Origin of the sequence: uncultured Sphaerochaeta sp., assembly GCF_963676625.2 — a bacterium.
Lineage (GTDB): Bacteria > Spirochaetota > Spirochaetia > Sphaerochaetales > Sphaerochaetaceae > Sphaerochaeta.
In genome coordinates, this window is record NZ_CAXXYB010000004.1 from 720537 (window position 1) to 742153 (window position 21617).

The 21617-nt window shown below is 41.6% G+C and carries 19 protein-coding genes and 2 pseudogenes; 7 read left to right on the forward strand and 14 right to left on the reverse strand.

Features of this window, described 5'->3' with window-relative positions; translation table 11 throughout:
* Window positions 1–21: 21 nt before the first annotated feature.
* Window positions 22–837 (forward strand): AraC family transcriptional regulator, encoded by an 816-nt coding sequence (locus ACHZBG_RS06380; RefSeq protein WP_320128617.1) that lies wholly within the window; start codon window positions 22–24, stop codon window positions 835–837.
* On the opposite strand, the gene ACHZBG_RS06385 is transcribed toward ACHZBG_RS06380, so the two are convergent.
* The 4 genes from ACHZBG_RS06385 to ACHZBG_RS06400 all read right to left on the reverse strand — a co-directional run bounded on the left by ACHZBG_RS06385 (window position 834) and on the right by ACHZBG_RS06400 (window position 4894).
* Complete coding sequence (locus ACHZBG_RS06385) at window positions 834–1670, reverse strand: carbohydrate ABC transporter permease (protein WP_320128618.1); 837 nt, start codon at window positions 1668–1670, stop codon at window positions 834–836. The genes ACHZBG_RS06380 and ACHZBG_RS06385 overlap by 4 nt on opposite strands.
* Before the next feature lie 16 nt (window positions 1671–1686).
* On the reverse strand, window positions 1687–2586 hold the full coding sequence (locus ACHZBG_RS06390; RefSeq protein ID WP_320128619.1) for a sugar ABC transporter permease: 900 nt from the start codon (window positions 2584–2586) through the stop codon (window positions 1687–1689).
* A gap of 83 nt (window positions 2587–2669) precedes the next feature.
* Complete coding sequence (locus ACHZBG_RS06395) at window positions 2670–3998, reverse strand: sugar ABC transporter substrate-binding protein (protein ID WP_320128620.1); 1329 nt, start codon at window positions 3996–3998, stop codon at window positions 2670–2672.
* A 20-nt stretch (window positions 3999–4018) separates the two neighbouring features.
* Window positions 4019–4894, reverse strand: a complete 876-nt coding sequence (locus ACHZBG_RS06400; protein WP_320128621.1) for a sugar phosphate isomerase/epimerase — start codon at window positions 4892–4894, stop codon at window positions 4019–4021.
* Between the two features lie 555 nt (window positions 4895–5449).
* Between ACHZBG_RS06400 and ACHZBG_RS06405 the strand changes: the two genes are divergently transcribed.
* Complete coding sequence (locus tag ACHZBG_RS06405; protein ID WP_320128622.1) at window positions 5450–5677, forward strand: hypothetical protein; 228 nt, start codon at window positions 5450–5452, stop codon at window positions 5675–5677.
* 56 nt (window positions 5678–5733) lie between these two features.
* Here the strand turns inward: ACHZBG_RS06405 and ACHZBG_RS06410 are convergent, their stop codons facing one another.
* The 9 genes and pseudogenes from ACHZBG_RS06410 to tnpA all read right to left on the reverse strand — a co-directional run.
* Window positions 5734–6498 carry a hypothetical protein gene (locus tag ACHZBG_RS06410; protein ID WP_320128623.1) on the reverse strand — a complete coding sequence of 255 codons (765 nt, stop codon included), beginning with the start codon at window positions 6496–6498 and terminating at the stop codon, window positions 5734–5736.
* Window positions 6482–7378 (reverse strand): hypothetical protein, encoded by an 897-nt coding sequence (locus ACHZBG_RS06415; protein ID WP_320128624.1) that lies wholly within the window; start codon window positions 7376–7378, stop codon window positions 6482–6484. The genes ACHZBG_RS06410 and ACHZBG_RS06415 overlap by 17 nt, the downstream gene beginning before the upstream one ends.
* A gap of 750 nt (window positions 7379–8128) precedes the next feature.
* On the reverse strand, window positions 8129–9130 hold the full coding sequence (locus ACHZBG_RS06420; protein ID WP_320128625.1) for an ABC transporter permease: 1002 nt from the start codon (window positions 9128–9130) through the stop codon (window positions 8129–8131).
* Between the two features lies 1 nt (window position 9131).
* Window positions 9132–10133: an ABC transporter permease gene (locus tag ACHZBG_RS06425; protein ID WP_320128626.1), complete on the reverse strand. Its 1002-nt coding sequence runs from the start codon at window positions 10131–10133 to the stop codon at window positions 9132–9134.
* 12 nt (window positions 10134–10145) lie between these two features.
* Window positions 10146–11633: a sugar ABC transporter ATP-binding protein gene (locus ACHZBG_RS06430; RefSeq protein WP_320128627.1), complete on the reverse strand. Its 1488-nt coding sequence runs from the start codon at window positions 11631–11633 to the stop codon at window positions 10146–10148.
* Window positions 11634–11701: 68 nt separating this feature from the next.
* Window positions 11702–12724 carry an autoinducer 2 ABC transporter substrate-binding protein gene (locus ACHZBG_RS06435; RefSeq protein ID WP_320128628.1) on the reverse strand — a complete coding sequence of 341 codons (1023 nt, stop codon included), beginning with the start codon at window positions 12722–12724 and terminating at the stop codon, window positions 11702–11704.
* Window positions 12725–12779: 55 nt separating this feature from the next.
* The gene (locus ACHZBG_RS06440) at window positions 12780–13766 is read right to left on the reverse strand and encodes a sugar phosphate isomerase/epimerase family protein (protein ID WP_320128629.1); all 987 of its coding nucleotides are present in this window, start codon (window positions 13764–13766) and stop codon (window positions 12780–12782) included.
* A 669-nt stretch (window positions 13767–14435) separates the two neighbouring features.
* Complete coding sequence (locus ACHZBG_RS06445; RefSeq protein ID WP_320128630.1) at window positions 14436–15455, reverse strand: LacI family DNA-binding transcriptional regulator; 1020 nt, start codon at window positions 15453–15455, stop codon at window positions 14436–14438.
* A gap of 381 nt (window positions 15456–15836) precedes the next feature.
* Window positions 15837–16150, reverse strand: a pseudogene (gene tnpA, locus ACHZBG_RS06450) (IS200/IS605 family transposase); the annotation flags it as partial.
* A gap of 211 nt (window positions 16151–16361) precedes the next feature.
* Here tnpA and ACHZBG_RS06455 point away from each other — a divergent pair.
* On the forward strand, window positions 16362–16598 hold the full coding sequence (locus ACHZBG_RS06455; RefSeq protein ID WP_320128631.1) for a hypothetical protein: 237 nt from the start codon (window positions 16362–16364) through the stop codon (window positions 16596–16598).
* A 543-nt stretch (window positions 16599–17141) separates the two neighbouring features.
* Here the strand turns inward: ACHZBG_RS06455 and ACHZBG_RS06460 are convergent.
* A pseudogene (locus ACHZBG_RS06460) lies at window positions 17142–17231 on the reverse strand (IS200/IS605 family transposase); the annotation flags it as partial.
* A 187-nt stretch (window positions 17232–17418) separates the two neighbouring features.
* Here ACHZBG_RS06460 and ACHZBG_RS06465 point away from each other — a divergent pair.
* The 4 genes from ACHZBG_RS06465 to ACHZBG_RS06480 all read left to right on the forward strand — a co-directional run bounded on the left by ACHZBG_RS06465 (window position 17419) and on the right by ACHZBG_RS06480 (window position 21578).
* Window positions 17419–17868, forward strand: a complete 450-nt coding sequence (locus ACHZBG_RS06465; protein ID WP_320128632.1) for a MarR family transcriptional regulator — start codon at window positions 17419–17421, stop codon at window positions 17866–17868.
* Between the two features lie 124 nt (window positions 17869–17992).
* On the forward strand, window positions 17993–19321 hold the full coding sequence (locus ACHZBG_RS06470) for an MATE family efflux transporter (RefSeq protein ID WP_320128633.1): 1329 nt from the start codon (window positions 17993–17995) through the stop codon (window positions 19319–19321).
* A gap of 338 nt (window positions 19322–19659) precedes the next feature.
* Window positions 19660–20655 (forward strand): LacI family DNA-binding transcriptional regulator, encoded by a 996-nt coding sequence (locus ACHZBG_RS06475; protein ID WP_320128634.1) that lies wholly within the window; start codon window positions 19660–19662, stop codon window positions 20653–20655.
* On the forward strand, window positions 20655–21578 hold the full coding sequence (locus tag ACHZBG_RS06480) for a PfkB family carbohydrate kinase (protein WP_320128635.1): 924 nt from the start codon (window positions 20655–20657) through the stop codon (window positions 21576–21578). Before ACHZBG_RS06475 ends, ACHZBG_RS06480 begins: the two co-directional genes overlap by 1 nt.
* Window positions 21579–21617 lie beyond the last annotated feature (39 nt).

Consider the following 21617-nt stretch of genomic DNA (forward strand, 5'->3'; position numbering starts at 1 on the left):
GAGAAAAAGCAAAGGAATACCATGAACAAATCATTCATTGAAGAACTTATCGAAGATGCCCATATAGAATTCCGTGCCTATAGCTTCAGTGAACATGAAAAAGGAGATTCCCTGACAAGACAGATTTCCGATTTTGATATCCTTTACACTATTTCCGGTGAGTATTCTCTGGAAATCGAAGGGAAAAAATACATATCCAAATCAAATGATGTCATGATTCTTCCTCCCGGCTGTCTGATGAAATTAACCAGCAATACTCATTGCAGACAGTTTTATTGCCATTTTGTACTGGTAACCCATACAAGCAACTCCAGCTTCACTTGCCGCTTCAAGAATTACCAGGTCCCGGAAAAATGCAAAAACATCATCACGTACTACAAGGAAGCCTTCACAGAATCAATGGACCAAAAAGTTCCGTTATCCTCTTCCATAGGACTCACCATCAAACTTTTGATACTTGCGCTCATCAATTCCGATTCCGACAATCTCCTATTCTTTTCTGATACTGAGAATGATGTTCCAGACGGTATTTTCAGGGCCATTGATTACATCCATCAGCATTTCGAGGAACCTATATCAATAGAGCAACTTGCAAAATATGCCGGGTACAATACAAGCTACTTCAGCCGATATTTCAAAGCCAAGATGGGAATTTCTCCCCTTGCCTATATCAGCAACTATAAGATGAAATTTGCCCAGTACCTGATTCTCAACACAGATAAAAGCCTCAAGGAAATTGCTTCGAACCTTGGGTTTCCCGATCAATTCACGTTTTCCAAGAAATTCAAAAGCAATTGCAAAATGTCTCCTTCAGATTTCAGGAAAATCGGATTCTAGCCTTTTACGGCCCCTGCGGTCATACCCTGGACTAAATATTTCTGGGCAAAGACAAGAAATAGGATGGTAGGAATCGTCGCGATGACCGAGGCAGCCGAAAGAAGGCCCCAATCCACCGTAAATTGCTGGGAAAAAACCTGCAAGCCAAGATTGACTGTCTTCAAGCGTTCGGACTGGAGCAAGATACGGGCAACCATATACTCATTCCAAGCTCGCACAAAAACAAAAATAACTACCGTGGAAAGTCCAGGCGTCGATATTGGCAGGATGACCTTGAGAAAGCCTTGGAATTGCGTACACCCATCTATTGTTGCGGCCTCCTCGATATCCTGGGGAATCGTATCAAAGAAACTTTTGAGCATCAGAACGGCAAACGCCAGGCTCCCCGAAGCATAGTTTATGATCAGGCCAAACAAGGTATCGGTAAGTCCAAACATCTTATAAATCGAAAAGGTCGGTATAAGGATCAATATAAGCGGCATCATCTGCAGGATGAGAAGCAAGGCGATGAACGAAGTAAATATCCAGCTATGGAATCTGGAGAGTGCATACCCTGCCAGCGATGCCAGGATCACGCAGAACAACGACGAAACCACCGAAACATAGCTGCTATTCAAAATATTCAACGGAAAGGCAGTGTTTTTCCAGACTTTGGGATAATTGAGTAAATATACATTTCTCAATCCAGGAAACAAGGTTGCCTTTCTCAAGACATCATCACTGGTCTTAATAGAAGTACCTATCATTGAGATAATGGGAAGACAAGAGATACAAAGAAGAATGACCAACAACGCATAGATGCCAAATCTGTAAACCTTTTTATTGTGCTTCATACGAACCCCTCTTCTTTTATATGTCTTGTTTATTCAATTTGAATCGTATCATCCCGAAAATCAGCATGATGGCAAGCAACAATACCGATAATGCAGAAGAGTAGCCCATTTGTGATTTATTGAACGCAGTTTGATAGGCATACACGGGAATGACCATTGTTGAATTTACGGGGCCGCCTTCAGTAAGCAGGTAGATATTTTCAAACCCGTTGAAAGCCCAGATGAACATCAAGGTCGTGCTCATCAGCGTTACGCTTTTCAACATGGGAAGAGTAATGGCAAAGAAGGCTTGCAGCGGATTTGCACCATCAATTGTCGCCGATTCATACAAATCATTTGGAATGCCTTGCAAGCCGGCAAGCAAGGTAATTGCCATGAAAGGAATATTCCGCCAAATACCAATTACTATGACAGAAAATCGGGCCATTTCGGGTTTGACAAAAAAGAGAATGGGTTCCTTTATCAGATGGAAATCAAGTAAGGTCCGGTTGATGAACCCATACTTATCGTTCATCAGCCACAACCAATTTATTGCCATCACCATGGAAGAGATTATCCAGGGAAGAAGTGTCGCTGCCCTGAAAAAACCTCTCATTCTGATCGGATGGTTCAAAAGAATGGCAAACATGAGCCCAAACAAATAACTGAACAGGACAATGCTCATAGTATAGATAAAACTGAAGGTAAGCATTGGATAGAACACTTTGTCTTTCGTGACAATCTTGACAAAATTATCCAATCCAATGAATTTTGGTTTGTGCATGCTCAAAAGATTGTAATTGGTAAAACTCATTCCGATTCCATACAGGAATGGATATATCTGGGTTGCGACAAGAAGGATCACGGCTGGCAAAAGCATCAGGTAGCCAAGCTTGAAAGCAGATTTTTTTCTTGTAAGGATTTGATGATACTTCATAGGGAATATGACCTCCGAAAAGAACAGGGAACCTTGAATCATTATCTTGCAACAACAGTACGTTGTTGCAAGATAAACGTTTTCTAGTTGGCTTGTGCTACCATATCGATGGCATCGAGGGTTTCTTCCTGGCCTTCCTGCAATACAGTTGCATAATTGCGACTACCATTGAGAACTTTTTGGGCCGCCTCAGCCAAATAACGCTCTCCGTTGATTTGTCCAAAGGCGGGATAGAATGCCGGGAACGGATAGGTTGCATGTGCAAAGGTCGGGGCTATCTTCTTGGTGATTTCGTTGGTAAAGAAGTTTTGCTGGAAATACGGATTCTCCATGTAGCTTTTCCTGAGGGGAAGAGACAACAAGTGTCCTTCTGTCCAAAGAGGAAGATTATTCTCCTCCCACCATTTCAAAAAGACTTTTGAAGCTTCTGTATGAGCCTTGGAATAGACTCCGATGCTGTTTGCCCAATAGAGTGTCAGGGGTTTCGTAGCGGAAGGGCCACGCATAGGCTCGAGCAAAGCAATATTTTTTGCAAAATCCGGTTTTTCCGTAAAAGCAGGACGTGCAGGACCAAACACGATACAACAATCATCATTAAGAAAGAGCCTGTCCAAATCTTCCCATTTATAACTGATGGATGCTGCAGGAATCAATTTCTCATCATATAAGGTAGCAATGAACTCCAGACATTCTTGCATGGCCTTGGTGTTGAAATTCGCCTTGCCTTCAGCAGAGACAATTCCGGTGGCATTGGAAATATTCAACCAATTCATGAGATGCTGGATCCCTGACATATCTCCGGCAATGGCCAAGGGATATTTATCAGGATATTTCTTTTGCAAAATCCGTAAAATGTCCAATAACTCATTCCAAGTTTTCGGTAATGCAGTTATTCCGGCTTGGGCAAAATAGTCTGTTCTGTAGGTCCACATCCTGACGTCGGCATTCCAGGGTAGAGCGATATAATGGCCATTGAAAAGATTGGTTTCCAAGGCCCCTGTCGCAAAGTCATCGAGAATGGGATTCTTTTCTGCCTTCCAGGCTTCAACAACTGAATCAAGGGACTGAATCTCTCCCATCTGGGCAAATTGGATTGGGGTCTGGGAACCGGCGGTCGCAACATCAGGGCCGACGCCTCCCTTGATGGCAGTAAGGAAGACCTGGTAGTAATTTGACCAGGGAATGCTTTGATAGGTTACCTGAATCTTCGCTTGAGAGGCATTGAACTTTTCAGTCAAGGCTTTCGCGGCATCGATGTAGGTAGTATCAGAACCCCAGTTCATATCCCAGAATACAATTTCCTCCACTCCTGAAGCAGCAGAATTTCCTGAACTTTTTTCCTTTTCGCCTTGTGCAAATATCGGAACGATAACCAAAATCAGCACAAGGGCAAGAATTACTGTCTTTTTCATTTTTCCTCCTATTTTTAATCCTATTTATATAGGATCTCCTTTTCCAATAGCTTGAGATATTCCAGGTTTGAGGCAAGTTTCTCTATGGTCTCTTCTTCATTCGAAAAATCTTCAATGCTGATCGTCTGATCATATCCCATAATTTTCATTACGGAAAAAAGTTCAGAAAGGTTTGCCATGCCGTCTTTCAAGGGAGTCCAAAGACGCTTGAATTTCCTGGCTCCAAACGAGTCCTTCCCCTCCTCCACCAAACAACCATTTTTTACATGGACATGAGCTATGTAGGCTTTCAGCAATTGAAAACTTTTCAGATAATTTTCATAGCCTTCGTATACGAGGTTCCCTGGATCAAATATCAGCCCGATATACCGGGGATCACAATCCTTGAGCAAGCGATAGGCAGAACTCGGACTGGCAATGATCGTATCCATATGAATCTCCATGACGATTTTCACTGAATAATTCCTGGCCAAGGCTTCCAAGCTTTTTACTTCTTGCTTTGCTTTGTCAAATATCTGGGAATAGTCTTGTTTTCCATCATAGGCATAGGGGAAAACACGAACCATGGGACACCCTATGCGTTTAGCCGCCTCAAGAACCGGGATGATGCGTTCAACGTCCTTGGGCATAAGGTACGTAGCCAACCCAAAGATTGCCAACCCGGCAGCCTTGCATTTCTGTGCAACCTGGGGAGCAAGAACCTCAAGGTTGTCGATATCAAGGGTACTCTTGTTATCAATCCAATATCGGTTTTCGTAAGGAATTTCACTCGGAATATCCGTGGGAATTTCCTTTACCCTCCATTCAACGCCTTCATATCCAAGTTTTGCCAAAATTTCAATTGTTTCATCAATCCCATATTCCGGCATACTTACTGAAAATACCCCATAGCGCATGGCAAACCTCTTTTTTCTAAAAAATTCTTTTCGGTAACTACTTTTCTTACAACAAGTATCAGGTGGAATTTCCTAAAAAGAAATGGCTATATTTTACCAGAATATGTCAAAATTGACTATTTTTTGACATTCTTTGATACGCATTCCCCAGGTTTGCATGTATTTTTCAATCCAGAAAATGGTGAAAGGTGGCGCTGGAAACAACTTGCAGGTCATTGAAATATACACGGAATAATTATTACATCAAGAATATTACTAGCATTCTCTACGTATATTTCAAGAAGATTTTACAATCTCTTTTCGCCCCAAAAGGTTCTTTTTGCAAAAAACCTTGCTGGTCATGTCGATTGTATTTCTAGGTAAATCCAATTCGTTCTAAGATAGCCCAGAATAGTTTTCATTACATCTTTCTTGTGAAATTATTGGAACTTTCACGCTTTTCGTTTCAAGGAATCGCTGATTTTCGAACTACTTGAATCACGTTGCCCAATTGACAGAATATCGGATGGACTATCTAGTGATGTAAATTCTTGAAAACGTGAGGATGAGATTGTTTTGTACTCATACTTCTTATTGACCATGTGCTTCTGCAACCAGAAGACAAGGGCAATCATGGCAATGTTCACTGCTGCAAGGGAAGAGACTCTGTTAATAAATCAGTATGACCAAGGCATAATTATTTCTGCCAATGATTGTGGGAATTCCGAAATTGTCGATTACCCAGATAATTTTCAAGAGAAAGACAGCCTCCAGACTCGGAAAAATTATTCGATACCTGCATAGCAAAGTCCGTAGCAAATCGAAGTATCTCGTCCTTGTACCCTTGGTAGCATTTGGGATCAATCTGTTTGCAACCCATATATTTGTTCAAATACCGTAAGGATATCCTCCTGACTTCTATGCATAATCCCCAATTGCTCCAATTCCACTGTTTCCCTTCTCATGACATTTATAAAGGCTATTATATCCTGACGCACAGATCCCTTGACCGGAATTCTTGTTTCAGCACTCAGAAGTTCTGATAATCTGAAAACATCATTCTTGTGTTTTTTAATATTCTTGCTATCAATCTGTTCGCCTTCCCTCTTGCGACGCACAAAATCAAGCCAGGCTTTTGCCTTGAACAGAATGATATATCCTGCATCGAGAACAGTAATGCCCTCAACTGTCGTTCTTCCATTTTTCAATAAATCATAGTAAGCATCATCCAGCAATATTGCTGACAAACTGGATACCTCGTCACCAATAGGCAAGGGAGTCAACACAGCGTCTTCTGTTAGGTCAATTGCCTCCAGTCGCCTGGAAAAAAGTTCAATCATCCAGGGATATCCCTGATTTTCTGGTTTCGAAAAGCAATAGGATTGTGGCTCTCCCGTACTTTTATTCCGATGCTGATATCCGGCAGCAACAACATATTTCCAAAAATGCGTGCCAAATTCCGGCGTCAGTGCGTCTACGATCAACACAAGGTCAATATCCTTTGTCGCGCGAAACTCCTGGCCTTCATCCGACATGAGAAGACTGCAGGCTGTACCACCTATAATTACATACTGATCCTCATATCCCCGAAACCATTGGCTAAAGCTCTCAAACCCTGCTATCATCCAATTTCCTCCACAGCCCATTCAATACTTCTTCCACAGCCTCTTCAACTCGTTCATCCTTGTCATCGCTATAGGACAATGCAAGGGATAAAGGATCAACACTATCATTTTCCGTTAAGATTTGTGGATCATATTTCCATAATTCAACACATACCTGATTTTCATCATCCAACAGCCTCTTTGTTCCCTGAAGGTCCCTGCCTGCATTACTTTCAATGGCATAACAATTCAACCTAGGTGGATTGAGCATACTCATAACCGACAAGGCCGTATTTCCGGCAGAAACCATTTTTGGGTTACTATTTTCTTTTCTGACATAGATTTTTCTACGTACAGGACTAATCAAGAAAGGCTTCATCTTGTGATACAATTCCCTCCTTTCCGTTGTTGCATACAATACCTTTTGTACACCATCTTTCTTTGAAAAGAAAATTCCTGTCTGTACCAATTGTCTCATGGCTCGGGTAATCGTCATTGCAGAAAAACCCAAGGCTTTTATGGCATCATTCATGTACAATCTATTTTCATTTTTATAGATGTAATAGAAAAACAAGACTTGTGCCGACGGTTGCAATTTCATTGTCAGTACATTTTCAGTATCGAAACGTTCTTGCAAGGAAACACCCAAGAAAGGCAAATAAATCTGCTTATTTTCCACCACAAAAGGAATATGGGCATCGAGAAAATACTGCCGTCTTTGTCTGGTCATTGTATCCAGGATCAATACTACCGGTAGTTTTTCAATGCTCTGTATTCTTAGTATATGTTTTTTTATCGTTGCAATCTGATCAAGTTCTGTCTTTGGATAGAGAAACAATGCCTTTACGCGATCGAGCAAAACATATTCGATTCGATATCTAGTCAGTATAAAAAATGGCACCTGTGTTTCCTTGTTCCACTCTTGATGTTTCAGGATTATTCCCAATGTATTGTATATATAATCCATAATGTTTTACCAACTTATTTTATCAATATATTATTATTCTAACTTTCTAAATGTTATATGTCAAGTTTTATGTTAAATATGGTTATGTTTCGCGAGCAGTAGTATTAAATGTCCACCTAAAAAAAGAAATGCCGAAGACAAAAAAGAATCCCATGGGAACCGTGTTATTCTTGGTTTAACCACAAAAAGATCAAGGAGAGAATCCGTCCAGGGACATTGCAGATTGTACCGGAGAAAAGGCACAGTGAGGAGGAACACCGCGACTCCGACCTGATTCCCATCAGCGTCAACGATGCCGAGATTCGCAGGAGAAGCTGTATTGCAGAGATCTTCTCCTGTAACGGTTACATAACTGCTTGTTATCTGATGGAATATGAGGACGACAACCTGAGCACTAGGTGTTACCTGAAAGCAGAGGCAATAGAAAAACAGCGGCGTCTGAGACATGCCGCCTGATAAGATGAAGAAACTTTCAAATCTCTTCGTTCTTGAAATTGTGAATTAAATTTGACGCGATCATCTCACTCGGCCGAAACAGAAGGTAAAAACAGGATCAAAACGCTTGTTGACCAACGAGAAAAAGATTCCGGCTTTCATATCCCTACTTGGGTATACTGAAAAACCTAAGCCAGCTTCTTCTGGGCAAGTACATAGTCACTTACTCCTTATGCTCAATAGTGAACATCATCGAATCCTTTGCTCCCGTTTGTTGATTGTATAGTTAATAATGAGAACAGCTATCAGCGCCATACCCCAGATGATATCACGGTAGAAATTCGAAAGATTCTCGAACATATTCAGTGTACTGCTCAACATCTGCAGGATGAGCACCACCACGACCAATCCCCTGATATCTCCCATACCACCATTCGGGTCTACACCACCCATAACAGCAATGAGAATGCATTGCATGGTATAGGATGAACCATAGTCGGCTTTCGTAGAATTTGTAGTGGCCATCATAACCAAGCCTGAAATTGCAGCAAGTACACCTGAACAAGCATACGTGGTGATAATCAATCTATCATTATTCAAGCCTGCAAATTTTGAAGCAACCTGATTTGTACCCAGCAGGTACAGCTGTTCGCCAAATTTTGTCTTATTCAAGATAAACCCAAAGACAATTGCCAGGACAGCAAAGAGAAGCAAAGGAAGGGGAATCCCAAGTACCGAGGAATTCCCGATCTCAAAGAAATTCATCGGCAACCCATTTATGCACTTTCCATTTGAAATGACAATCGCAAATCCCCAAAACAATTGCTGGGTACCCAACGTTGCCAGGATAGCCGGAATACCAACTTTTGAAATCAACATTCCATTGATAAGACCACAACACAAACCAATGGCAATGGCATAGAGACAGATGAGCAAGATGATACCTACAGAACCATCAGGATTTGCGGCTGTCGTGGTAGACAACATCAATTTTGCAGCCAGAATGGAAGAGAGATTCGCAGTATAGACAATCGAAAGATCAATGCCACCGGTAAGCATTGCCAAGGCCATTCCAATAGACATGATTCCATATTCAGGAAACTGCCTGGCCATGGAAGAAAAGTTGGAACCACGGAGAAACAAGGTAGGGCGAAGCAGGGAACAGAGGATGAAAACAAAGAGGAACAATCCCAGTAATCGTATAAAATTCTTTGTTTCATATGTCGCATTGGCCATTCTCATCTTTTTCATGTTAGTTATTCTCTCTTTTTATAAGCCGTCTCTGTTTCTGCAGAGCCTGATAGGTGGAAACCCCGGTACCGACTATGATAATCAAGCCAGTGAATACCCGTTGCCAGTAGGTGGAAATTCCAATGAGAATCAAACTGTTCGACATGACGGTCATCAGCCCCATACCAAGAAGCACCCCGGAAATGGTACCAACCCCACCGGTCACACTTGCCCCTCCCAGGACACAGGCGGCTATAACGGTCATATCCATTCCAACCATGTTCGTCGGTGCACAGTTAAGCATCATACTCGCTCTGGCAACACCCACGAATCCAGCTAAACCGCCGGCAAAGCAATATACAAACATCTGGATCCCGAAGACATTGAAACCTACGCGATTGGCTGAGTTTATATCCCCACCGATAGCATAAATTCCCCGTCCCAGTTTCGTATAATGCAAGATGACAAAGGTAAGAAGGACCACTGTCAGGAAAAAAATAAAGGCAATGGGCATATTCGATCTGAGTTGAAGTTGTTGATTATACACTGAAAACAACTTTGCTTTTCCCAAAGCCAACATTGGCGCCGGAATAGGAGACTCATGGGCCAAGAACACGCCATTCAATATCCCTGTATAAAGACTTGAAGTGCCCAATGTGACAATCAGGGCATTAAAATGGAATTTTCCTACCAGATACCCATTCAGGGCTCCCATCACCAATCCAAGGAATGTTCCGACAATAAAGAAAACAACAATATTTCCTGTATAGCCTATCATTCTTGTAGATACCAGATACATGGATAATGCTGCTATGGAAGGGAACGAAACATCAATGCCACCTGACAGCAAGACCAGTAATTCACAGATGCAGAACATGCCTGGTATGGTCAATGAGCGCAAGATATCCACGATGTTATTGGCTGTAAAGAATTGACCGCTTCGAACCTGCACCAAAACGCAGAACAACACCAAAGCAATCAATATATACGTTTCAGTACGATTTATTCTTTTTCTAATATTCATATCATTACCTCATCAGGCCTGTGCAATCAAAACAGAAAGTTCTTTTTGCGATACTGTATTCGTGGCTAAATCTTCTGCAACTTTGCCTTTTCGCATTACCAGAACCCGCTGGCAATTCTCCAGAACCTCAGGTAAGTCATCCGAGACAATTATTACTGAAAGACCTTTCTCAGCTAGCTTCCTGATCAGTGCATGGATATCATATTTTGCACCAATATCCACACCTACAGTCGGCCCATTGAGAATCAGGACATCAAGATCATTGGCAAGCCACCTGGACAGGACAACCTTCTGTTGGTTCCCTCCGCTGAGTGTCTGCACGGGACAGGTTATATCGCTGGTATCAATCGAAAAAATTTTCACCCATTTTTCTACTTCCTCAACCATTTTATCGTGGTCAATGATGCTATAGGAAGAAAAATCATCCAGTTTGGAAACACCAATATTTCGCTCAACTGATTGCCGGAGGAACAGGCCTTCGGTCAACCTATCCTCCGGGACATAACCAATCTTGTGTGCTATGGCATCCCGGACATTTCGGATCTTTACTTCTTTTCCGTTCAAGAACACCTTTCCTGATTCATACGGAATGATGCCGAACAAGGACTGTACCAGTTCATTTCTGCCTGAACCAAGCAACCCTGTAATTCCAAGAACTTCACCTTTATGCAATGAAAAGGAAACATCGGAAAAGCCTCCTGCAAGGAAGAGATTCTTTACTCCCATAGTTTCGGTAGCATTGATATCCATTCCAAGGAACGGTGATTTTGAAAATTCCCTGCCTGTCATATAGTTACTGAACTTAACATCATCAAGCTCTTTTGTATCTGCAGAAATGACATTTTGCCCATTACGGAAAATTGTAAATCTTTCTGCAATCTCAAAGACTTCATCCAGCTTATGAGAAACGAACAGGATGGAAATCTTTCGTTTCTGCAAGTTCCTGATTATTGTAAATAATGCGTCCACTTCTTTTTCGGTAAGCGCAGTGGTAGGTTCATCCATAATAATAAGCTTTGCGTCATGCAATAAAGCACGGGAAATAGCAATCAATTGTTTTTCCGCAACTGGCAAATTGCCTACAAGCTCATCAAAGTCAACCTTGAATCCAATCTTATCGACTGCAGTTTGTGCATCTATTCGCATTTGTTTCCAATTGATGAACGCAGAAGGATTCTGGACTTCTTTGTACATAGCCAGATTTTCCATGACTGTCAGATTTGGAAAAACAGAATAATCCTGATAAATCACCTGGATTCCGGCATTGATCGCCACACTTGGAGTAATCTTTCCAAGGACCTTTCCATCTATTTCAACTGTTCCTGCATCAGGTGTGTATACCCCGGAAATAATTTTTATCAGGGTAGACTTTCCAGACCCATTCTCGCCTGCCAAGCAGTGTATTTCCCCCTTCTTAATATCAAGGGAAACGCCCCTGAGAGCATGAACACCGCCAAAGCTTTTCATGATATCCTTGACCTTGAGAATGTATTCAGACATATGATGTTCCTTTCTTTCAGATAAACAGATAGCCTTTTTAAGGCTATCTGTTGCATACGAATACCAAATTAGAAATTATAGTTGTCAATAGTATCGGGTCCAATGACAATCCAGCCAGATCCTATAAGAACTTTCTTTGAGCCCTCACGGAAATGCAGGTTATCATAGCCCTTGAGTCCCAAATCCACTCCATCTTCAATCTTCTCACCACTCAAGATCTTCGCGGCAAGGGAGCAACAGGCATAGCCTGCATCGGCAGGATCCCAGAGGGTAATATACGCCAGGGTCCCATCCTTGACAAACTGACGACATTCATTGGGCATTCCCGTACCTGATACAAAGAACTTGTCTTTCAGACCCAATTCCTCAATGGCACGAGCTACTCCGGGAGCGTCTTTGGAAGAAGTTCCCATGATACCTTTCAAATCAGGATACTTCTTGATCAACTCTTTTGCCTTCTCGTAAGCAGTCTCTGAATTATCGGCAGACTCTACTCTTGGCTCAGCAGCTAACAAGGTCATTTTGGGATATGCTGCCTTTTGTCGTGCAACACCACCATCAGCCCATTCGTTATGGGATGCATTGGTCACTGACGCAACCATGGTAGTGTATTCGCCTTGCTGCCCCATAGCTTTTGCAAGATTATCCATGATGAATGCACCATATTCACCATTGTTGAAAGCCTCAATATCATAATCGCAGTTCTCTACATTGGAACCTTCATGGCAAATGACTATGATGCCTTTCTTCCGGGCTTGCATCAATACGGGTTCTACAGCCTTCGGTTCAACAGGCACGACACAAAGTGCATCGATATCCTGGGAGATCAAATCCTGAATCACCTGGACCTGCATTGCAGCATCGGTCTTCGCAGGACCTTTCTGGAAAGCATTGTTGCCAGATACCTTGGAATACTTATCAACCCCCTCTTTCATTCGTACAAACCAGGCATTTGTACTGTCCTTGGGAACCAAGGCTATCTTGTAAGTCTTCTTCCCCCCTGCCGTAACGGATGCTTCCTTTTGCCCTTGTGCAAAGGCGAAGGAACCAACAGCAAGCACCATCATCAACCCACATAAAAATTTCTTCATCTCTTCCTCCTTCAGCAATAATGAAAAAATAATTCCAGGCTATTTTTCAAATAGTCTATTGTACGCCAAACATATACTTTCTCATCAACCGGCTACCTTCCACGGCATTCCCGCCATGAATGACTTTTTCGACCTCCTCGTCATCCATCCTGTTGACAATATCAAAGAAAATTTTCAGCCACGAAATAGTCTCATTGCAGGCATCCCTGCCATCCTCCCGGTAGGGATATTGATCGGTTGAAATCCAACCTGCATAGTTTGTTTTCTTGATCCAGTAGCACATCTCAACAAATGGAATGGAATGTATACTTCCCAAAATCATGTCATCATCCCAATATCCATAGTTATCATTCATGTGCAGGTGAAACAGCTTGTCCCCATACATTTTCAGGACAGCAATGGACTCCGCAACATTTTCATAGGCAGTTGTGGCGTGACCATAATCAATGGTTACTCCAAGATTCTTTCGGTTCACTGCCTGGACCATCAGCAACGTGCTGTATACAGTTGAGGCATACGAACGATTACGAGGTTCCTTCGGTTTGTATTCCAGGGAAATCCTTACATTCGGATCATAATCGGCACAGGCTGCCAAGCCTTCTTCAAACCAAGTCCTTTCCTGAATATAGTCCCCTTCCCAGTAATAATCATATCCATCCTGTCCAGGCCAAAGACTAATGAGGTTACCTCCCAGCTCTTTTGCGATGTCAACCATTTCCTTGGTAACCGCAACAGCTTCTTTCCTAATGCCGGAGTCTTTGGAACAGAAAGCACCCCTACCCCATTTCCTTGTCCCGAAATGGTCGGGAATAATACTTACTAATTGCAAGTTATATTCCTTTAGATTTCGTTTTATCTGTCCTACATTGTCTGCCGTAACATGCCATGTCCCTACAAGCTCAACCCCACGCACATTCTCGATGGAAGCTACCCTATTGAACATTTCGTCAATAGAATAAGGAGCAGAATAACCACCTGCCATATATCGGTCACAACAGGCACCGACATTCCCCAGAATTACACTATATTTAGGATTGTACATATACCCTCCTTGAAAACTCATCATCCCTATTCTTTTATCCAAACAATCCATTTGTCAACAAAAATACGTTTAACTAGCCTTTAAATTGAATAAACAAATTCTCCATCCATAATTTAATTCGATAATGCATGAAGAAACTGGCTGGCAGCAGCACCAGCCAGAACATGTCACGCAAAGGTAACCGTTTGGTCAATATAAAAGGAAAAAGCTTCCTCTGAACCCGCAGAAACAGGATATACAGTGACAGAAAATAGTCCTTCAAGATAAAAGGATGACTTGGTTTTCCCTTGAGCGGTGCCCTGTTTTTCATACTGAAAAAAATCCAAGTAAGGATTAATTCAGTTGAGATTTCAGGAGACTTGCCAGTTTGTCTTTTTTTTCAAGACCAACTCAAATGACAGTTTTTATAATTCTAGACTCGGTTTTTTTTGGGGGTGGCAACACACTATTGCAACAATCCATCCCCATGGATGGAAACTGGCATAAGAAAAAAAAATTACCACGGCTTCAACGATCTGCTATGGAACAGAACAGGAAATTGAGACCAATCGTAAGAGTATCGTACATACCAGGAAAATTTGTCCTTGCAGATATACACAACAAAACCTTGCCTGATTATCAATCAAGACTTTCTTTGTTGTTTTCATAGGTACTGATTTTGCTATTTTATCAAAGAGATTCCCGTTCTACCAGTTCCCCGGGAACAAGTGTAATCTGTGAAAAAACTTCCTCAGTATGGGAAAGCTGCTCAACAAGAAGCTTGGTTGCAAGGCTTGCCATCATAACCCCTGGATTATGGAATGTAGTCAACTTCGGATTGGTGAACTTCGAGAAAAAAACATCATCAAACCCGATGACGCCAATATCTCGGGGAATCGAGAGGCCCTTGCTTTTTATTGCCTCCAAGGCTCCCCAAGCCATGATATCACTGGAGATAAAGACAGCCATCCTATTTTTGGGATCATAATCCTGCAAAATCGAAAGCATGACCTCATAGCCCATATCAAACGTAAGGTCACCACGTCTCACGAGAATATCTTTTTCCTGTACCCCATATGTTTTCAGTTGATCACGAAATCCTGTCAACCGGATTTTGGAAGTATTGATGTTATTGTTGCCAGTGATATACGCAAAATGCCGATATCCTTTTTCATACGTGAACTGTGCAATAATTGATGAATTCTTGATATTGTCGGAATAAACAAAGAAAATATTATTCTCATTCTCAAAGGGGGTGTGGTCAACTACAACGATTGGGATTTCCGATTCTATTTTCTTCACAAGTTCATAGTTGGGAGTAATGAGAATCAGACCATCAATCTTTCCCGTAGAGATGAAATCCTTGATGATCATTTCCTCTTTGATCTTATCATAATTGGAGTTGCTTAAAATCATCTGGTAATTTTTCTCGTCCAGGATACATTCAATGCTTCGTACAACCCCGCCAAAAAAGGGATTGGCAATATCAGGGACAACAACACCTATATTATGAAATTTCTGTGCCCTGAAATTGCTTGCTACGAAATTTTTCTGGTAGTTCAATGTCTTCAGTGCATCATTGACTTTTTCTATCAGTGACGATGATACATACTTCTTTCCGGACAAAACATTGGACACTGTGGCAATGGAAACCCCAGCCTTTTTTGCTACATCTTTTATTGTTGCTCTCATCTTTATAAATTTAACCATATTGATTGAAATATAGGATGTCAATACTCCCAATCCTCATAGAAATACGTTTTCCTTGAATAAATTTTACAAAATGAGTCAATAAGAAATGTTTTAATAGTAAAATTCTCACCGTCAAAGTTTCTCAGGGTAGGTCCTGTTAATTTGACCAATTGTCTTTCGGTACATACACGACCAAGACCTTGAAAAAACAGGACAAGGCATCCTCTTGGCATCTACTGAGTTCTAGAAAGTTTCCCAAGAATCTCCAACACTATACAAAAAAACAATGATGAATCCGCACCACCCTTCCAAAGGGTGGTTTGCTCTACTGCTATAAGCCGTGGTTCACCGACCAGCGCCTAAAGACACTAGCTTCACTTATATCGTTCAGCCCAAAGGCCTGTTTCCAAACTTGTACTTCAGGTTCGCGTGCTTGTCAAACAACATCAATGCACTCTTGCCCTTCAGATACCCCGTGAAGCTCGACACGCTCATCTTCGGCGGTATGCTCACCAGATAAGGTGCACATGATCGCTCATCAGATGCCCCTCTATCAATTCGACACCCTTGTATCCGCACAGCGAGCGCAGGATATGGCCCACACTCTGCCTGTATTGATTGTAAAGTATCTTTCTCCTATACTTTGGCGTGAACACGATAGGATATTTGCACAACCATTTCGTGTGGGCCAACGAATTTTCTTTACTCGCCATCTTTCACTCACCTTTTCCTGTATCATTTTTGGGCTGAACTCCAAAATCCTACCATAAAGGTGAGTGTTTTTGTGTAACAAATCGTTTCAGCACCTGCATAGCGGGTGGTTCTTTGTTTCGCACGCATCGCGTGCTCAACAGTCTAAAGACATAGAATTATCATATTTCTTTGTGGAATATTCCACAAAGAAACATGGGGGTGCAAACAGCAATGGAATATGATGCCTCAGTTGATAGGAAAAAGCGAATCACGCTTTTCAGTCCGAAATATTCACACTACCATGTAGAGGAATGTGAAGACGGAAGAATCATCCTCGAACCAAGGGTCTTGGGATCTCCCTTCGAGCTTTCAAAAAACACTCTCTCAGTGATGGACTCCTCCATGGGAAACCACAAGAAAGGTTTCGTATCAAAACCAATTGATCTTTCATCCCTACCACAGGAATAGGACAACAATCCAATGTATATAATTCGGTTGGGAGTTCCTGAAATGGAAAAACTCGAGATAAGCCTTTTACAAAAAAAATGAAACCGGTACCCTTTGCAAGAAGGAGAACCTCCTATACAAAAAAATGGACAAGACCATGGTTCTCTTGTCAAGAAATCCAAGTTACCCAGGACTTGCCAGCCATAAAGATAGCGATATGGCATAAAAGTTTGGCAATCCTATCTTGAAAACAAGCCTGGCAAAGCTGGTCGAATTTTTTGGATATACGGACCAGACAAACAGCATGCCATTTCCTATACCAGACCATCGAGACCGAATAAGGGAATAGTAATTCATTGCTAAAACCAGTGGTTTTAAACAGCCCTATAAGGGGCCCTTATACTAGCTAAACCTACAGGCGTTGTTTGAGATCCACCAACCACAGTTGTTCTCTTCTGCCCCTTGGAAGAGGTTTTCCACCTTTTGTACGCTCATCGTGTCGAATATCTGGTCAGTGTCTTCACTTTTGTGTATGTATTTCTTGATGGTGGCCTTGTTCAGCACTTTATGCTCCAGGTTCGCATGGTGTTCGAATATCATCAGCATGCTTTTCCCTTTCAGGTACCCGACAAAACTGCTTACCGCCAGCTTCGGCGAAAACTTCAAGCTTTGACTTGATATGCATTCTTTGAAGGCAACATTTTCAAGATCAGGCGCACCACGGATTGGTAACACTGCATACGCAAAATGCGTATTCGTCTTGATCATCATTGACAAAAGTACGAAACCGGACTATATATAGATAGTCTGATTTCGGACATAAGAAGATAAGGGAACACTAATGCAAAAGACTATCGAAAGCCAATTGACTGCACTCAATCAGTTATACAAAAAGCAAGACACCATCTACCACAATTTGGCACTTCGCTTTGGATTGTCAGATGCTGCCTTCTGGGTTTTGTATGCAGTCTATGAATCTGATCAAACTTCCTCGCAGTATGATTTGAGCAACACATGGTTCTATTCCAAACAAACCATCAACTCTGCCGTTGCCACCCTTGTGAAGATTGGATTTGTCCAACTTCAGAAATCAACAGGAGCTCGCAACCGGAAAGTCATCGTCTTGACCGAAACTGGGCAAGCTTTCTGCACCAAGGCTGTCACCCCATTGATGGAGGCGGAATACAAGGCCTTTGCACAGTTCAGCAAAGAAGAACGGGAACAATACCTTTCAGTCTTCCAGAAAATGCTGGACTTACTTCAAATAGAAACCCAAGCCTTGGGGGAATAATTCCCAATTGTCCCACGCTCTCAGGTGGTTGAGCTCTTTTTGTCTATCCAACTACATCATCCATATAATAACTAACTTCCAGGACTCAAAATAGTCTTGCTTGCAATTCACCAAGGATCATCTCATGCGTATTCAATTGTCAGATCACTTCACGTACAAAAAACTCCTTCGCTTTACATTTCCATCCATCGGCATGATGGTGTTCATCTCCATCTACGGCGTCATCGATGGCTTCTTTGTTTCCAATTTTGTAGGAAAAACTGCTTTTTCCGCTATAAACCTCATCATGCCATTCTTTATGATCTTTGGATCGTTTGGCTTTATGATCGGAACCGGGGGAAGTGCATTGGTTGCAAGAATCTTGGGTCTAGGGGACAAGAAAACTGCCAATGGCTACTTTTCCATGATGATAATCTTCACGTTGTTGGTGAGCCTGATACTTTCCATAGCCGGCTATTTCATTATCCGTCCCTTGGCTACGATGCTGGGAGCAACAGGCAATATGATCGAAGATTGTGTACGGTATGGAAAAGTTCTTATATTCTCCCTCCCCTCTTTCATGCTCCAGAATGTATTCCAAAGCTTTCTGGTGACAGCAGAAAAACCAAAACTTGGGTTGATCTACACAATAGTGGCAGGCGTTGCCAATATTGTCTTGGATGGGCTCTTTATCATTGGCTTCCATTGGGGTGTATTCGGCGCTGCCTTAGCCACCGTAATCAGTCAAAGCATAGGAGGCTTATTACCATTCATCTACTTTATACGACCAAATAAAAGTCTTTTGAGGCTACAAAAAACAAGACTTGAACTACAACCTCTGGTCAAAGCATGTACAAATGGTGCGTCAGAGATGATGTCGAATATTTCGTCTTCCCTAGTAAGCGTCCTATATAATTTCCAACTGTTGCGGCTAGTAGGAGAAAATGGAGTGGCTGCATATGGTGTACTGATGTATGTAAATTTTATTTTCTTGGCAGTATTCATCGGGTACTCCATTGGAAGCAGTCCTATTGTCAGCTACCATTTCGGTGCCGAAAATCATGCAGAGTTGCATAACATGAAGAATAAAAGCTTGATACTGATGGCTCTTGCAGGTATTGGACTGACACTCCTTGCCCAAATACTCGCAACACCTCTTGCAAAACTCTTTGTAGGGTATGACCATGATTTATTCATCATGACCAGACAGGCCTTCAAGTTATTCTCCATTTCCTTCCTTGCTACCGGCTTGAATATATTTGCCTCCGGGTTTTTCACCGCATTGAACAATGGTGCGGTTTCTGCAGCGATTTCATTTATCAGGACTTTGGTCTTTCAACTGTTGTCAGTGCTGCTCCTTCCAGTGTTCTTGGGTATCAATGGTATCTGGCTGGCTATCGTAGTTGCTGAAATGCTGACACTCATAGTCTCTTTCTTTTTCTTGGCAACCAAGAAAAAGCGATACCATTATTAAAATTTCAGTGAAGGCCTGTTCTTGCTATCCAATACAACTATTCTCAGTTCCAAAGTATCATCAGGAGACTTTGGAACTTTAGAAGGACTCGCAATTGCTGTAGAGGCTTCAGACAAAGGTATAAATTGCACAAGATATGAACCCCCTCACGCCTGATTTCAGCTTATACACAACATGGCTTTGATTTTACAAGTGTTCAATACTGTCCGAAACAAATAGGATGGAGCCTGTCGACAATCTTTAGAACTACCACTATTTGCAAAGATTTCGCTTTACCTATAAAGTAGGATAGGTTAAAAATAGTATATTATGTATAAAATACTATTCAGGGGTTCTAGATGGTCACACTAAAAGAGGTTGCTGCACTTGCAGGGGTCAGTCTGGCTACAGCTTCCCGGGTAATAAACAATTCTGACAATGTTGCTGAAAAATCTAGAGAAAAAGTCCAAAATGCGGTCAAGGAGCTGGGCTATTATCCTACCGATATTACAAGGGCATTAAAAAACAATTCTTCAAGACTTATTTCCGTAATCATTCCAAATGTTGGAAATGCTTACTTTGCAGAAATGCTCCAGGGAATCAATGATGTACTTTCCTCCTCAAATTTTAATATCATATTCTGTAACACAGACAATGATATCAAGTTGGAAATAAACAGTCTTTTATCTGCCAGAACAAAAGGGGTCGTAGGAAATATCATTTATTATACCAATGATGAAATTGCCAAGGTCATTAAAAACTACAGCACCTATCTTCCGACAGTCGTCCTCTCTGGATCTCAGAGCAAAACCATAGATAGCAATATAGTATATCTCCCCTTCGATATAAACCAACCCATATATACAGCAATTGAAGCTCTTGCTGAAAGAAAAAAAGAAATCTGGATATTTGACGATGCTTCACGTCGTCATCCCCCCATAAACAAAGACATACTTACCCGGATTCAAATCCAATGCAATTGTTCTTGTCATATTGTCTTTTCCTCTGCCATGGCTCAGGATACCTACCAAATCTGCAAAAGCAATATCAAGACCAAGGAATTTGGCTGTATCGTACGAAATGATATACAAGCAATGGGTGTAATAAAGTTTTGTAAAGGCTCAACCTTAGAGATTCCTAAAGATGTTGAAATTATTAGCTATGGAAATACAAGCATAGCCCAGAGCAATTCTCCAGAAATAACCTCAGTTGGTCCTTCTGGATACCAAATCGGAGTAGCCGGAGCTGAATGTATTATATCTTGCCTGAATGCCATCGAAAACACTCTTTGCAATTATGAAAACTCAAAGCCTCTTTTAGTTTCATCAATTATAAAGAGAGGTACTACCCTATAATGCAAGAAACCAATAAAAGAATTGATATCATTTCCCTTGGAGTCTTGAATGTTGACTTCGTAATGGAAGCCGGTGACAAAAAGATCGGGGAAAAGATATTGGGAAAACGAATGACCATGCATGCAGGTGGACACGGAACCTCCTTGAGTGTTGCATCCTCACGCAGCGGGGTGGAATCCGCTGCCATCGGTATGGTTGGCAAGGATTCCTTTGGATATGAAATAATCAACACTTTGGAAAAAGAACAGGTAAATCATTCTTTGATACAAGAAAACAAACAGGAAAGCACCGGTTTGGCTACCATTACGATACGTAATGAGATGGATAATCTTTATATAGATTTTCCTGGAGCAAACTTCAATTTACGGGCAGAAGATATCCTGCTCTTCAGTAAACAGATTTCTCAAGCCAGAATGATTCAAATACATCTGCATACAGCAATCATGAAACCAGCAATCCAATTAATAAAACTGGCAAATGAATTGCATATTCCAATTGTAATTATTCCGGCAACGAATGATATCAAGGAATTCCCGACTTTCAATGTAGATTATCTGATACTTACAAAAACAAACTCCAGGTCTCTTTGCAAATTTCCGGTTGACAATATCAGGGACGCACGACTGGCATCTACGATGTTTATCAGAAATGTAAACAAGGCAATCATCTTTCAGCTTGATGAAAAAGGGGTTTATCTTGCAACAAAAGATAAAATGACCCTTCTCGATACCTGTCCGGAAGCAACAATCCTGGATAAATCTGGTATGATCGATTTCTTTTGTGGTGTTTTTTCCGCTGAATTAATAAAAGGGACCAACCTTGAAGAAGCTGTAATAAAAGCACATAAAGCTTCTATGCTTTGCGGGAAAATGGTGGGAGTCTATGAAGCATTCCCTTCAAAAGAAACACTCGCTTCGCTTTAACATCTTTTCAGAAGTACTTCCAAAAAACAATGATGATCT